The organism is Cellulomonas chengniuliangii, from assembly GCF_024508335.1.
Classification (GTDB): Bacteria; Actinomycetota; Actinomycetes; order Actinomycetales; family Cellulomonadaceae; genus Cellulomonas_A; species Cellulomonas_A chengniuliangii.
On record NZ_CP101988.1, the window covers coordinates 3,496,054 to 3,509,960 of the forward strand.

The window sequence follows — 13,907 nt, forward strand, 5'->3', positions numbered from 1 at the left end:
AGAACCCATGCGCCTGCGCCCCACGACCTCAGCTGACCGCGACCTGCTCGAGCTGCTCCTGGTCGAGGCGTTCAACTGGACCGGCGAGGTGCGGGTCACGCTCGCGCAGGTCGGGCCGGGCACTGAGCACGGACACCATCTGGCGGACTGGCAGCGACCGACCGATCTCGGCGTCGTGGCGGAGACCGACGCCGGCGAACCGACCGGCGCCGCGTGGGCCCGGGTCGTGCCAGCATCCGAGGCGGGGTACGGGTTCGTCGGGGAGGACGTGCCCGAGCTTGGCATGGCGGTGCTGGCGCCCTATCGCGGGCGCGGGGTCGGATCGCTGCTGCTCGACGCGTTCCTCGCCCGGCTGAAGGACAGCGGCCACGACATGGTCAGCCTCAGCGTCGAGGACGGCAACAACACCGCTCGACGCCTCTACGAGGCGCGTGGCTTCCGGGCGGTCGGGCGCAACGGCTCGTCCGACACGCTCCTCCTGCCCCTCTGACACCCCGGCCCGGCGAGCCTGCTCAGACCTGGTCGACCGGGTGGAGGCGTCCGTCAGCCGACGAGCGCGACCAGGCCCTCGAGCCCGAGGTTCACGGCCGCGGCGCCGAGCAGCCCCACAGCGGTCCACACCAGGGCGCTGACCACGACGTAGCCGATGAGGCGGCCTCGCGACCCGGCCTCCCAGCGGGGCGGCGCGGACTCCCTGGTCGCGCGCAGCAGGTCGCTCAGGCCGGTGCGGCGACTCGGCGCGGAGATCGTGGCGGTGCTCATGGTGCGCTCCCGAGGGTGTGGGGCAGACGTGGTCGCCGTGGGTGTCCGGCTGTTCCATCGTCGGCCGTGGCGCCCCGGGGGACAAGGGACAAATGACCCGGGGGCCTCAGCGCTGGGCGAGCGGCGCGTCCGCGGAGTCAGCGGCGTCACGCAGGCCCATCTGGGTCGGGATGACCGCCTCCACCACGGCCGAGCCCTCGATCGGCCCCTCGAGGACGAGCACGTCGGACACCACGTCCTCCGGCGGCTCGTGCGCGTCGCCCAGGTGGCTGCGGGCGCGCAGGTAGGCGGGGATCAGGATCGCGACGGCGCCGATCCACGCGAGCGGGTTGCCCCAGACCACGCCCGTGAACCCGAACGCGGCGCCCAGGACGATCGCGGCGCCCACCCGCATGACCAGCTCGATCACGCCGGTGATCGTGGGGATCACCGTGTGCCCGAGGCCTTGCAGGGCGCCGCGCAGCACGAACAGGACGCCCAGCACCACGTACAGGGAGCCGTTGACGACCAGGTAGGTGGTCGCCGCGGAGACGACGCGCTCCTCCCCCTCGCCGACGAACAGCCGGATGATCGGGCTTCCGGCCGCGATCAGGACGGCGGCGAGGACCACTGCGCCGATCAGGGAGATCCACACGCCCTGGACCACTCCCTGACGGATGCGGTCGGGCCGCTGCGCGCCGTGGTTCTGCGCCACGAACATCGACACCGCCAGGCCCAGGGACGCCAGCAGCGCCACCGCGAGCCCGTCGACGCGGGTCGCCGCGGTGTAGGCCGCCACCGCGCTCGAGCCGAGGTCGTTGAGCCGCACCTGCACGGCGATGGCGCCGATCGCGATGATCGAGGCCTGGAAGCCCATGGGCAGCCCGATCCGCAGGTGCAGGGCCAGGTCGGCGCGACTGACCCGCCAGTCCTCGCGCCGCACGTGCAGCACCGGGACGCTGCGCCGCACGTACACCAGGCACAGCACCACCGAGACGCCCTGCGAGACGACGGTCGCCCAGGCCGCTCCCCCGACGCCGAGGCCGAGGCTCCCGACGAACAGGAGCACGAGGCCGATGTTGAGCAGGCAGCTGATCGCGAGGAACATCAGCGGCGTCCGGGAGTCGCCGATGGCGCGGATGATCGCGGCGAGGAAGTTGAAGAACATCATGGTGCTGGCGCCCAGGAAGCTGATCACGGCGAATGTCGTGGCCTGCGGCACCAGCTCCTCGGGGGTGCGCAGCAGTCGCAGGGCCGGTCCCGCGAGCAACGGCGCGAGCACGGTGAGCACCACGCTCGTCCCCGCGGTCAGCACGGCGCCGGCGGCCACCGAGCGGCGCACCGCCGCGGCGTCGCCCGCGCCGAAGGCCTGCGCCGTGGGGATCGCGAACCCGTTGGTCAGGCCCCAGGCGAAGCCGAGCAGGAGGAATATGAAGCTGCCGGTGGCGCCAACGGCCGCGAGCGCGTCGACGCCCAGCACCCGCCCGACCACGATCGCGTCGACGACCTGGTACAGCTGCTGGACGACGTTGCCCACGAGCAGCGGGATGGAGAAGGCCAGGATGACGCGCCACGGGCGCCCAGTGGTCAGGGTTTTGGACATGAGCGGGGGGACCTTACGAACGCGGCACAGAACGGGGAGCGGCGCCATTGCCGGTGGGGCGCGGTCGAATCGTATCGTTACGATTGGCCGCCGGTCGACATCACATCCGCCCTCTGCCACACCGCTTCGACGGGCGCCGATCCGTGCGATGCGGGGGCCGGTCGGGCAGCCTCCCGCTCGACGGCGGACGTGCAGGTCAGACGCGGCGCGCGGTCGCGAGCAGCACCGGCTGGCCCTGGCCGGGCCAGGTCGCCACCACGCCGGGCAGCGTCTCGTCGGCCTCCGCATCCACGTCGAGCACCCGGCGCAGCTCCACGTCGACGTCGCCGATCCTCATGGTCGTCATCCCGCCCGCCGTCGCGCACGCCACCGGGGCGCCCTGGGGCGGCGCCGGCAGCGCAGCCGCCGTCACCGCCGAGGTGACGCGAGCCGTGGCGCCGGGCGCACGCACGGTCCGCGTGCCGTCCTGCCCGATCAACACCTCCTCGGCCTGCGCCGCCTCACCCCGGAGCATCGCCACCAGCACGCCGGCGAACACGGGATCACCGCAGGCGTCGTACACCCACCGCCGCCCTAGGACTGAGTGCTCCATCGTGCCCACAAGCCAGGCGTCGCCCCCGGGCAAGGGCGCCCCGCGGTACGTCAGCGGCGTCTGGAGCACCGAGTCGCCAGCCTTGACGAGCAGGACCTCGACGCCCACCTCGCCCGCCGGGTCGTCGAGGCGGAAGGCGCCCAGCCGCTCCAACTCCGCGCCCAGGCCGTCGCCGGACCACTGCTGCTCCGGGAGCCACTCCGCCAGGAGCTCGAGCTTGGTCGGGTGTAGTCGCGCTCTGTGCAGGAGGGCCATGGGCCGACCCTAGGGTCCCCGACCACCGGGCGACCAGGGCCGCGCGAGGTGTCGATCTGCCGGTTCCCCGTTCGACCTCAAGGTGAGAGGGTCCAAGAAAGGGCCCTGCACCCTGAGGAGAAGACCATGAAGTACATGCTGATCATGCGCGCGACCGACGAGGCGCTCGCGTCGTTCGAGAACGTCGACTTCACCGAGATGCTGGACGTCATGGGCCGCTTCAACGACGAGATGATCTCCGCGGGGGTCCTCGTCGCCGCCGAGGGCCTCGAGGACGCCGCGGAGAGCGTGGTCGTCGACTACTCCTCGACGCCGCCCCTCGTCACCGATGGCCCGTACGGGGAGGTCAAGGAGCTGTTCAACGGCTTCTGGATCCTCGACGTCGCATCGAAGGAAGAGGCCGTCGAGTGGGCCTCGCGGGCTCCCGGCGGCGGGCCGGGCGTCAAGACCGAGATCCGCCGGGTGGCCAGCATCGACGAGTTCCCGCAGGACAACGTCTGGATCCAGAAGGAGCGGGCGTGGCGCGAGGCGACCGGGCAGCTCTGAGCCGGTCGGGCGGCGGCCGGGAGGCCGTCGAGGCGGTGTGGCGGATCGAGTCCGCGCGCATCGTCGCCACCCTGGCCCGGTACACCGGCGACTTCTCCCTCGCGGAGGACGTCGCCCAGGAGTCGCTGGCCGAGGCCCTCGTGACGTGGCCGCGGGACGGTGTGCCGCGGAACCCGGCGGGGTGGCTGCTCACGGTCGGGCGGCGTCGCGCCATCGACGCGTTCCGTCGCCGCTCGGCCCTGGACGACAGGTACGCCGCCCTCGCCCGCGGACTGGGCGAGGGCGGCGCGCCGGCCGGTGGCGACGCCGCCCGCGACTTTGACCTGCTGTGGGACCCGGACCAGATCGACGACGACGTGCTGTCGCTGGTCTTCATCGCCTGCCACCCCGTCCTCTCGCGCGAGGCGCAGATCGCTCTGACGCTCCGCGTCGTCGGCGGCCTCACGAGCACCGAGATCGCCCACGCCTTCCGGGTGCCGGCCGCCACCATGCAGGCCCGGATCACCCGGGCGAAGAAGACGCTCGCGGCCGCGCGGGTGCCGTTCGCCCCGCCCTCGCCCGACGAGCGCCGTGAGCGCCTGGGCTCGGTGCTCGGCGTGCTGTACCTGATCTTCACCGAGGGCTCGAGCGCGACGTCCGGCGGGGACTGGCTCCGCCCGGACCTGGCGCACGAGGCGATCCGGATGAGCCGCATCGTGGCGCGCCTGGTTCCCGGCGAGTCCGAGGCCCACGGGCTGCTCGCCCTCGTCGAGCTCACCGCCGCCCGGTTCCCCGCCCGCGTCCAGGACGACGGGGCCCCGGTGCTCCTTGCTGACCAGGACCGCAGGCGATGGGACCGTGCGGCCATTCGGCGAGGCCGCGCCGCGCTGGCCGAGGCCGGACGCGTGGGACGGGGCCTGGGCGCGTACGGCCTGCAGGCGGCGATCGCGGAGTGCCACGCGGTGGCCCCGTCGGTGGGCGAGACCGACTGGGAGCGGATCGTGGTGCTCTACGAGGCGCTCGGCCGCCTGGCCCCCTCGCCCGTGGTGGAGCTCAACCGGGCCGTCGCGCTGTCGATGGCACGCGGCCCGGCGGCGGCGCTGCCCGTGGTGGACGACGTGCTGGCCACCGGTCGGCTCGACGGCTCGCACCTGCTGCCGAGCGTGCGCGGCGAGCTGCTCCGCCGCCTGGGCCGCGTCGAGGAGGCACGACGCGAGCTCGAGCTCGCGGTGCGGCTGTGCCAGAACGAGCGCGAGCGCGACGTGCTCCGGCACAAGCTCGCCACGCTGGGCACCGAGGCGGCGCCGCCGTGCTGGTGATGGTCGTCACCATCCGGCTGGCAGCCCTCACTGCTGCACCGCCTCCCCCGCCGTGGGCGGCGGGCGGCCGGGCGCCCGCCGCCCGTTCACGCGAGGATGGCATTGCACCCGGCGGAGGATGGACCACCCCCATAGAGGGGCGGAGGGTGGCCACCATGTCGACGACATGACAGGAGCACGACATGCGCGGAACGGTGATGCACGCTCCCGGCGACGTCCGAGTGGAGGACGTCGCACCGCCCACCCTCCAGGCGCCCACTGACGCCATCATCCGCATCACCGCCGCGTGCGTGTGCGGCTCGGACCTGTGGCCCTACCGCGGCATCGAGGCGGTGGACCAGCCCCGCCCGATGGGCCACGAGTACGTGGGCGTCGTGGAGGAGGTGGGCGAGGCGGTCACCACGGTCACCCCCGGGCAGTTCGTGATCGGGTCCTTCTTCGCCTCGGACAACACCTGCGAGATCTGCCTGTCCGGCTACCAGTCGGGCTGCGTGCAGCGCCAGCCCGTCGGCGGCGCCCAGGCCGAGCGCATGCGGGTCCCCCTGGCCGACGGCACCCTGGTCGCCACGCCCGACCTCCCGCCCGACGACCTGGTGCCCAGCCTCCTGACGGCGTCCGACGTGCTGGGCACCGGCTGGTTCGGCGCCGTGGCCGCCGCCGCCGGACCCGGCAAGACCGTCGCCGTGGTCGGCGACGGCGCCGTGGGGCTGCTCGCCGTGCTGGCCGCCCGGCAGCTGGGCGCCGAGCGGGTCATCGCGATGAGCCGCCACGAGCCCCGCCAGCGCCTCGCCCAGGAGTTCGGCGCCACCGACATCGTCACGGAGCGCGGCGACGAGGGCGTGGCCGCGATCAAGGACCTGACCCACGGCCTCGGGGCGCACAGCGTCGTCGAGGCCGTCGGCACCCAGCAGTCGATGCTGCAGGCCATCCGCTCCACCCGGCCCGGCGGGCACGTCGGCTACGTCGGCGTCTCCCATGACGTGGTCCTCAAGGGCGCGCCGCTGTTCTTCGCGCTCGTCCACCTGCACGGCGGCCCGGCGCCGGTGCGGCGGTTCCTGCCCGATCTGATCGACCTGATCTGGGACCGCCGGATCGACCCGGGCAAGGTCTTCGACCTCGAGCTGCCGCTCGACGAGGCGGCGGAGGGCTACCGGGCGATGGACGAGCGCCGGGCGATCAAAGCGCTCCTGCGCCCCTGACCAGAGGCGTTGCCAGGACGCGCGGGGACGGCTCAGCCGGCGAGCGAGGCCGGGTCGAGCTGCCGCTGCAACGCGTTGAGGTCGTCCACCAAGGCCTGGACGCGCACGCGCTCAGCCGCGGCAGCGTCCTCCGCGGCCCGGATCGCGGCGTCGCGCGCGGGCAGCTCCGCGTCGTCGCGGGCCAACAGGGCCGCGGCCTTCGCGAGCGTCGTGTCGGCTGCCGCCATCGGCAGGTCGGTGCCGTCCCACCACACCCAGGACAGCCGCAGCCGCTCACGCTGCTCGGCGGGCATCCCCGCCACCTCGGCGCGCTTGGCCTCGTACTGCTGGCGGTAGGCCTCGACGCCCTCGGCGTCGGCGGTGTGCTGGGCCCGGTCCTGGGCGGCGGCGGCCTCCTGCTCGGCGAGCGCCTGCGAGGCGGCTTGGATGTCCGCCGCCATGCCGTCGAGCATGGACTGCCACCCCGAGTGCACGGCGACCAGCGCCGCCCGGTCCGTGATGAAGCGCCCGTACACGGCCTCGAGCGTCGGGTCGAGGCCGCCGTCCCGCCACACCTGTGTGCCGATGTAGGCGAACAGCTCGGTCGCACGGTTCTCCGGACGCTCCCCGACCGACGCCGCGACCTGCTCGTGGATCGTCGCGTCCGCGGGCATCCGGGCCATCTCCGCCTCGAGGAGCCCGGTGAGGTCCGCGCGCTCCGCCTCGGCCAGCCGGGCCCACGCGGCGTGCAGGGTCTCGTGGGCTGCGGTCTCCACCGCGAACCCGCGCAGCCGCGGGTCGGCGGGGACGTACATGACGATGGTGTTGGCGGCTCCCGAGTAGCAGCCCACGGCGCCGTCGGCGCGGACTCGCGGCACGCCTTGGTCGACGCAGCGGCCCGCGAACCCGGCCGCGCCCAGGAACTCGGGGCGCGTGTCGTAGAAGAGCCGGCGGCCCTCGTCGGAGAGGTACGCCTCGTCCGCGAACGCGATGGCGTCGGGTGACGGCTCCACCGGGGCCTGCTGCTCGACACCGGGAGTCTGGCCGAGCAGCGACCCGAGGCCCTCGGGCAGGCCGAGCGAGCCGTTCGCCCACCAGGCGCCGCCCAGCACCGCCATGCCGATGAGGATCACGGGCCCGAGCGCGCGCCACCGCCGACGCGGCCTCTGCGGCGGCGGGCTCGGCGCGGCGCGCCAGCCGAGCGGGTCGACGTGGACCCCGGCGGCGTCGTCGACGACCCACTGGGGAACCCGCCCCGAGGGCGAGCGCGGCAGGTCGTCCGGGGCAGGGGGCACACCACATCATCGGGCGCCGGCAGGCCGGACTTCAGCGATCGGCGCGCGACGGGTGACGAACCGGGCACATCGCCCTAGGGTCGAGCGATGACGACGATGTCGACCCCTGACCGCCGCTGGGGGATCCTCGGGGTCCCGTCGAGCCGTGCCGCGCACTGGCCTGGGCTAGAGCGTGGGCCGGCCGCGCTGCGCGCCGCCGGGCTCGTCGCGGCCCTCGAGGAGCTGGGCCTGGACGTCACCGACCACGGTGACCTCCCCGAGGCGCGGTGGCGGTCCGCGCCGTCCACCGGCGGCCCGCACGACGTCGAGGGCGTGCTCGACGTGCTGCGCGACGCTGAGGCGGCCATCACCGATGTGCTCGCCGAGGGCCTGACCCCACTGGTCCTCGGGGGCGAGTGCACCCTCGCGTTGTCCCTGGTCGCGGCGGCCGCGCGGGTCCACGGGGACATCGGCCTCGTGTACATCGACGGCGGGCAGGATCTGCAGCTGCCCGCCGACCACCCCGAGGAGCCAATCCTCGACTCGATGGGCGTCGCCCACATGCTCGACCTCCCGGGCGCGCTCGCCGACCTCGCCGGACGCGGCCCGCGGCGCCCGCTGCTCACCCCCGAGGCCGTGTGCTTCCTCGGGTACGGCGACAACGAGGAGGACGTGCACGGGCTCGTGCCCAGCCTGCGCCTCACCGCCGATGACGCCACCGCCGATCCGGCCGGGTCTGCGGCGCAGGCAGTCGCGGCCGTCACCGCCGGACAAGACGCCCCGCCCAGGTTCGTCGTCCACGTCGACGTCGACGTCCTCGACGCGCTGCTGCTGCCCGGCCCAGACATCCCGCAGTACGGACGCGGCCTGACGCTCGACACCCTCGTCGCGCTGCTGACCGCACTGGTCGCCGCGCCCGGCTTCAGCGGCCTCACCCTGGTCGAGTACAACCCGGACCACGACCCCGACGGGGCCTCGGCGGCACGGATCGTCGACGGGCTGGCGCAGGCGATCCGCTAGCCGCCCCCTGCCGCCGCGCCCGCTCCCGGGCCGTCGGGGCCTCTCAGCCCTGGGTGAGGCGGCGCACCGCGAGCTCCACGTCGGCCTCGTCGCACGGCTGCGTGTCGAGCGCCCGGTGGATCGTCAGGCCCTCGATCAGCGCGTCCACCACACGCGCGGTCGCCGGGTCGAAGCACCGTTCGAGGGCTGCACGGCTGCGCCGCATCCACGCGTTGGTCAGGTCCCGGTAGGCCGGGTCGCGCGCCGCGAGGGTGTACAGCTCGTGGGTGAGCACCAGCTCGCGCCGGTCGGGGAACACGTCACGCCGGATGATGTCGACGACGGCCTGGACGACGCCCTCGCGGTCTCCGGGCACGACCTGGTCGAGCCGCGCCGCGAACCGCTCCGAGGTGGACGTGGTGAACCGGGTGAACGCCTCGCGCAGCAGCTCGTCGCGCCCGCTGAAGTGGTACGTCATGGACCCCAGCGGCACGTCGGCGTGAGCGGCGACACGGCGGTGGGAGGTGCCGTCGACGCCATCCTCGGCGATCACGTCGAGGCACGCGCCGATGATCCGGTCCCGTCGCCCGGGGTCGTTGCGCCGGGGGCGGGCGGCGGGCGACGGATCCGTCGGGGGCATGCTCAGATGTTCTCGCGGATGACGCGCGCGGGGTTGCCGACGGCGACGACATTCGCGGGGATGTCCTTGGTGACGACCGAGCCGGCGCCGACCACAGAGTTCTCGCCGATGGTCACGCCGGGGCACACGATGACGCCGCCTCCGAGCCACACGTTGTCCCCGATGGTGATGGGCTTGGCCGCCTCGAGCTTGTCGCGTCGGGGCTGCGGGTCGACCGGATGCGTGGGCGTGAGCAGCTGGACGTGCGGGCCGATCTGGCAGTCGGCGCCGATGCTGATGGGCGCCACGTCGAGCGCGGTCAGGCCCATGTTGACGAAGGTGCGGGGGCCGATGGTGATCTGGCTGCCGTAGTCGACGTAGACCGGCGCCCGCACGAAGGCCGTCTCGTCGAGGCTGCCGAACAGCTCGCGGGCGACGGTCTGGCTGCTCTCGGGGTCCGCGTCGTAGGCGGCCTGGAACTGCGCGACGCTCCGCACCGCCGACTTCTGCGCCTCGATGATCGCCGGGTCGTCGGAGATGTAGAGGTCTCCCGCGAGCATGCGCTCGTGATTGGTGCGGGTGTCGCCGGCGAAGTAGTCGGTGGTCATGTGTACGAGCGTACACATGACCGGGGTCACCTCCTGATCTGCCGGCGCCGCCGCATCACGAGCGTGACCACCAGCGCGAGCGCCGCCAGGATGATGAGCCCGATGAGCACCACCTCTGTGGTCGAGACGTCCTGGCCGGTCTGCTCCTCGTCGGTGTCCTGGTGGGGGCCGTCGACTCCACCGCTGTACCCCGCCGAGGGGGTGGCCTCGGTCGACGAGGTCGTGGCCTCACTGGACGTGGTCGCACCCCCGGTCGAGGGCGTCTCGCTGGAGGAGGGGGACGACGTCACCTCCTCGGTCGAGGCCGACGCGGCAGGGCTGAGCGCGAGCGCCACCCCCAGCATCGAGGCGACGGCCAGGCTGGAGGCGGCCAGGGCCCGTCGCCGCCAGCGGTGCGAGTCGAGAGCTAGCGAGCCTGCGACAGGTGCGGACATCGGAGTCATGGGCGCCATCGTGCGCGACCAGGCGAGGGCTCGCACCTCGAGCGCGACACACACCGCAGGGTCGACACCTCCCGCCACGCGGTCCCGACGACTGACACTCGGGCGATGGCCAGGTCGATGCTGCTGTTCGCCGCCGCCGCCCTCTTCGAGATCGGCGGGGCGTGGCTCGTCTGGCAGGGCATCCGCGAGCACAAGGGCTGGGTGTGGATTGACGCCGGGTGATCGCGCTCGGCGTCTTCGGGGTCTTCGCCACCCTGCAGCCCGACGCCAGCTTCGGGCGGATCCTCGCGCCCCGGCCGCAGTAGGCCGACAGTCAGCCGCTCGACGGTCGCCGCCCAGCCGGACGCTGCGTGCCTTCGCTGTCCGTACCCTAGCGGTTACGTAACTGCAGAGGTACGCTCATGTCATGGATGCAGTCCTGCAAGCGCTGGCAGATCCGAGCCGTCGCACCGTGCTCGAGATCCTGCGCGACCACGAGGCCACCGCCGGCGAGCTCGCCGAGGCCCTGCCGATCGCCCGGCCCGGAGTGTCCCGGCACCTGCGGGTGCTGCGGGAGGCCGGCCTGGTCGAGGCACGCCAGGTCGCGCAACGGCGGATCTACCAGCTTCAGCCCGAAGCGCTGATGGAACTCGATGACTGGCTCGAGGGCTACCGCGCGTTGTGGGGCAACCGCCTCGACGCGCTGCACACCGAGATCACCCGAGGGAAGAAGGCCAGGCCATGATCCGCACCGCGACGATGCGCGCACTCGACCCCACCGCAGGAGCGGTCCGGGTCGAGGACGTGTACGACACCGACATCGACGACCTGTGGGACGCCTGCACGACGCCCGAGCGCCTCGCTCGATGGATCGCCCAAGTCACCGGCGACCCGCGGCTCGACGGCTCGATCGAGATGACATTCACCAGCGCCTGGACCTGCACAGCCCGTATCGAGGAGTGCGACGCGCCCCGTCACCTTCTCGTCTCCACCTCCGCCCCCGAGGGCGGAGAGGCGGCCCAGATCGAGGCGTGGCTGACGCCCGAGGGCGACCGGACCCGCCTGGTCATCGAGGAGCGCGGCCTGCCCCTCGCAGGCCTGCACTTCCACGGGGCAGGCTGGCAGACCCACCTCGAGGACCTCCGTCGCTCGCTCCAGCTCGACGGCACCGCACACCCCGAGGGGTGGTCAGCCACAGCGCCGTCACCCGACTGGAGCCGTCGGTCGAGCGAGCTGAACCCGGCCTACGAGGCGGTCGACGTGTCCCTCCCTCCGGCGGCATCCGCCTGAGCTATCGCGCCAACGCCCGGGGCGCCGCGCGCGGCAGGCAAACTCCTGTCGCGCGCGGCGTCCCGTGGCTAGGGTGGCTTGCCCCGAGCCCCACCACGCGAATCGCCCGGAGGCACCGTGATCGAGATGACCGTCCGCCGCGTCCGTCCCGGCCACGAACAGCAGCTCCGCGACTGGCTCGCCGAGGCTCAAGGGCCACGCCGCGCCGAGGCCCAGGCCACGCTCGTCGAGGAGGGCATCGACCACGAGAAGGCCGCCCTCGTCGACACCGGCGACGGCCTGCTGCTGTTCTACGCGATGCAATCCGACGACTTCGAGCGCGCCAGGAAGGTCGCCTCAACGTCGACGCTCCCGATCGACGTGGAGCACCGCGCGCACATGCGGGACTGCCTGCTGCCCTTCGACGAGGCCGACCTCGACGTCGTGCTCGACCTGGCCCCGAGCTGACCGGGCGCAGGGTGCGGGAGGGAACGCCATGATCTCCGACCTCGGCTGGGACGAGGCCCGGGACGAGGAGTGGCGCGCCGACCCCGTTTCCCTGACCGGCGCCGCGCCCGGCCGGGTCGTGCGCGTCGAGCGCACCACCATCCGCGTCGCGCTCGACGACCGGGTCGTCACCGTGCACGCGAACGGGCTCGCCGTCGGCGACTGGGTCGCGACCGACGGCGCCACGTGGGCGAGCCCGCTCCCCCGCCGCACCCAGCTCGCACGGCAGGCGTCGGGCCGGACGTCGGACGAGCAGGTGCTCGCCGCGAACGTCGACGCCGTGCTCATCGTCGAGCCGCTCCACCCGGCGCCGAACGCCCGCCGGATCGAGCGGATGCTCACCCTGGCCTGGGCCAGCGGTGCCACGCCGATCGTGGTCCTGACCAAGAGCGACCTCGCGGAGCGCGACTCGGCGCCCGAGATCGAGTCCACCGCCTCCGGCGCGGACGTCGTCGTGGTGAGCTCGGCGACGGGAGCGAACCTCGACCGGCTGCGCGGCCTGATCCACCCCGGGCAGACGTTCGTGCTGATGGGGCCGTCCGGCGCCGGCAAATCCAGCCTCGTCAACGCCCTGGCCGGTCGGGAGGTGCTGGAGACGGGCGAGGTGCGGGGTGACGGCAAGGGCCGGCACACCACCACGCACCGCGAGCTCATCGTCATCGACGGCCTCGGCTGCCTCATCGACACCCCCGGCATCCGCGAGGTCGGCATGACCGCCCATCAGAGCGGGCTCGGCGCCACGTTCGCCGACGTGCTCGACGTCGCCGCCGAGTGCCGGTTCCACGACTGCACGCACACCGTCGAACCCGGCTGCGCGGTCCGCGGCGCCGTCGAGAACGGGCTGCTCGACGGCGCACGCGTGGCCAGCTTCCAGCGCATCGAGCGAGAGATCGCCCAGCAGGCCCTCCGCAAGAGCACCCACGACCGGCGCGACGAGCGGATCGAGACGAAATCCCGACGGGCGGGCATGCGCGCGGTGATGGACGCCAAGAAGCGGCCGCGCGGGCAGTGACCCGAGCCCGCACGCAACCCGGCGGCACAGGTCAGAGGCGGCACAGGTCAGAGGTAGCGGACGCCCGTCAGCTCCTCGGCCGCCGCCCAGAGTCGGGCGCCGACGACCGGATCGCCGGCCTCCCGGCTGAGGCGCCCCTCGGCGACCCGGCCCCGGGTCTCCCAGGGACCGGACGGGCCGAAGAGCTGGCCGCCCCGCACATCCGGTCCGGTCGCGGCGAATAGCTGCGGCAAGGCGCCCTGCGCCACCGACTGGGTGAACAGCAGGCCGGTCCGCGCGATCACCCGACCCATCCGGCCACGGTGCTCCCAGGCCCGCGGAGTGAGGTTGGTGCGGGTCAGACCGGGATGGGCCAGCACGCTGGTGATCGGCGACTGGACGGCGCGCAGCCGACGCTCCAGCTCGATGCCGAAGACCGTGGTGGCCAGCTTGGATCGGCCATAGGCGGATGAGGCCCGGTAGCCGCGCTCGAACATCAGGTCGTCGAAGTCCAGGTGCGCGCCCTTGTGGGTGATCGAGCTGAGGCTGACCACTCTCGGTCCCTTCCCGTCGGTCAGGGCGTCGAGCAGCAGGCCGGTCAACGCGAAGTGGCCCAGCATGTTGGTGCCGAGCTGGAGCTCGAAGCCGTCGGCTGAGGTACGGCGAGGGCCTAGCAGCACCACGCCGGCGTTATTGACGAGCAGGTCGATGCGCGCGTGCTCAGCGACCAGCTTCCCGGCGAACTCGCACACCGAGTCGAGGGAGGCCAGGTCAAGCTCGCGCACCTCGACGTCACCGTTGATCCGCCGCGCGGCCTCGGCGCCCGCGGCGGTGTTGCGGACGGCAAGGACGACGTGCGCGCCGTGGCGGGCGAGCTCGGTGGCGGTGACCAGGCCGAGGCCCGAGTTCGCCCCCGTCACGACGGCGGTCCGGCCCTTCTGGTCGGGGATGTTGTCGGCTGTCCAGGTGGTCATGTCCTGCTCCTTGGAGTGTCGGGGCGATGAG

17 protein-coding genes and 1 pseudogene are annotated in these 13,907 nt (G+C 73.3%); 10 read left to right on the plus strand and 8 right to left on the minus strand.

Annotation, left to right across the window (positions count from 1 at the left end; genetic code table 11):
- The first annotated feature begins 7 nt into the window (after positions 1–7).
- On the plus strand, positions 8–490 hold the full coding sequence (locus NP064_RS16235) for a GNAT family N-acetyltransferase (RefSeq protein WP_227568636.1): 483 nt from the start codon (positions 8–10) through the stop codon (positions 488–490).
- A gap of 53 nt (positions 491–543) precedes the next feature.
- On the opposite strand, the gene NP064_RS16240 is transcribed toward NP064_RS16235, so the two are convergent.
- The 3 genes from NP064_RS16240 to NP064_RS16250 form a co-directional block, all read right to left on the minus strand.
- The gene (locus NP064_RS16240) at positions 544–762 is read right to left on the minus strand and encodes a hypothetical protein (RefSeq protein WP_227568635.1); all 219 of its coding nucleotides are present in this window, start codon (positions 760–762) and stop codon (positions 544–546) included.
- Positions 763–868: 106 nt separating this feature from the next.
- Positions 869–2,344, minus strand: a complete 1,476-nt coding sequence (locus NP064_RS16245; RefSeq protein ID WP_227568634.1) for an MATE family efflux transporter — start codon at positions 2,342–2,344, stop codon at positions 869–871.
- Positions 2,345–2,540: 196 nt separating this feature from the next.
- Positions 2,541–3,191: a CG0192-related protein gene (locus NP064_RS16250; protein ID WP_227568633.1), complete on the minus strand. Its 651-nt coding sequence runs from the start codon at positions 3,189–3,191 to the stop codon at positions 2,541–2,543.
- A gap of 126 nt (positions 3,192–3,317) precedes the next feature.
- Between NP064_RS16250 and NP064_RS16255 the strand changes: the two genes are divergently transcribed.
- From NP064_RS16255 to NP064_RS16265, 3 genes are all read left to right on the plus strand, one after another.
- A complete protein-coding gene (locus NP064_RS16255; protein WP_227568632.1) occupies positions 3,318–3,737 on the plus strand; it encodes a YciI family protein in 420 nt (139 codons plus the stop codon).
- Complete coding sequence (locus NP064_RS16260) at positions 3,710–5,035, plus strand: RNA polymerase sigma factor (RefSeq protein WP_227568631.1); 1,326 nt, start codon at positions 3,710–3,712, stop codon at positions 5,033–5,035. The genes NP064_RS16255 and NP064_RS16260 overlap by 28 nt, the downstream gene beginning before the upstream one ends.
- 182 nt (positions 5,036–5,217) lie before the next feature.
- The gene (locus tag NP064_RS16265; protein ID WP_227568630.1) at positions 5,218–6,234 is read left to right on the plus strand and encodes a zinc-dependent alcohol dehydrogenase family protein; all 1,017 of its coding nucleotides are present in this window, start codon (positions 5,218–5,220) and stop codon (positions 6,232–6,234) included.
- A 32-nt stretch (positions 6,235–6,266) separates the two neighbouring features.
- Here NP064_RS16265 and NP064_RS16270 read toward each other — a convergent pair whose 3' ends face one another.
- Positions 6,267–7,508: a hypothetical protein gene (locus NP064_RS16270; RefSeq protein ID WP_227568629.1), complete on the minus strand. Its 1,242-nt coding sequence runs from the start codon at positions 7,506–7,508 to the stop codon at positions 6,267–6,269.
- A gap of 87 nt (positions 7,509–7,595) precedes the next feature.
- Here NP064_RS16270 and NP064_RS16275 point away from each other — a divergent pair, with 87 nt between their 5' ends.
- Positions 7,596–8,507: an arginase family protein gene (locus tag NP064_RS16275; protein WP_227568628.1), complete on the plus strand. Its 912-nt coding sequence runs from the start codon at positions 7,596–7,598 to the stop codon at positions 8,505–8,507.
- 43 nt (positions 8,508–8,550) lie between these two features.
- On the opposite strand, the gene NP064_RS16280 is transcribed toward NP064_RS16275, so the two are convergent.
- The 3 genes from NP064_RS16280 to NP064_RS16290 are packed head-to-tail and all read right to left on the minus strand — an operon-like array spanning position 8,551 to position 10,156.
- Positions 8,551–9,126 (minus strand): TetR/AcrR family transcriptional regulator, encoded by a 576-nt coding sequence (locus NP064_RS16280; RefSeq protein WP_227568627.1) that lies wholly within the window; start codon positions 9,124–9,126, stop codon positions 8,551–8,553.
- 2 nt (positions 9,127–9,128) lie between these two features.
- Complete coding sequence (locus NP064_RS16285; protein ID WP_227568626.1) at positions 9,129–9,713, minus strand: sugar O-acetyltransferase; 585 nt, start codon at positions 9,711–9,713, stop codon at positions 9,129–9,131.
- 26 nt (positions 9,714–9,739) lie between these two features.
- Entirely contained in the window at positions 9,740–10,156 is a 417-nt protein-coding gene (locus NP064_RS16290; protein WP_227568625.1) for a hypothetical protein, read from the minus strand.
- A 105-nt stretch (positions 10,157–10,261) separates the two neighbouring features.
- On the opposite strand from NP064_RS16290, the pseudogene NP064_RS16295 reads away from it, so the two are divergent.
- From NP064_RS16295 to rsgA, 5 genes and pseudogenes are all read left to right on the plus strand, one after another.
- A pseudogene (locus NP064_RS16295) lies at positions 10,262–10,446 on the plus strand (YnfA family protein); the annotation flags it as partial.
- 116 nt (positions 10,447–10,562) lie between these two features.
- Positions 10,563–10,880, plus strand: a complete 318-nt coding sequence (locus NP064_RS16300) for an ArsR/SmtB family transcription factor (RefSeq protein WP_227568624.1) — start codon at positions 10,563–10,565, stop codon at positions 10,878–10,880.
- Positions 10,877–11,425, plus strand: a complete 549-nt coding sequence (locus tag NP064_RS16305; RefSeq protein ID WP_227568623.1) for an SRPBCC family protein — start codon at positions 10,877–10,879, stop codon at positions 11,423–11,425. Before NP064_RS16300 ends, NP064_RS16305 begins: the two co-directional genes overlap by 4 nt.
- A 126-nt stretch (positions 11,426–11,551) precedes the next feature.
- Entirely contained in the window at positions 11,552–11,872 is a 321-nt protein-coding gene (locus NP064_RS16310; RefSeq protein WP_227568622.1) for a DUF6176 family protein, read from the plus strand.
- Positions 11,873–11,900: 28 nt separating this feature from the next.
- Entirely contained in the window at positions 11,901–12,923 is a 1,023-nt protein-coding gene (rsgA, locus tag NP064_RS16315; protein WP_227568621.1) for a ribosome small subunit-dependent GTPase A, read from the plus strand.
- Between the two features lie 47 nt (positions 12,924–12,970).
- Here the strand turns inward: rsgA and NP064_RS16320 are convergent, their stop codons facing one another.
- On the minus strand, positions 12,971–13,876 hold the full coding sequence (locus tag NP064_RS16320) for an oxidoreductase (RefSeq protein WP_227568620.1): 906 nt from the start codon (positions 13,874–13,876) through the stop codon (positions 12,971–12,973).
- Positions 13,877–13,907 lie beyond the last annotated feature (31 nt).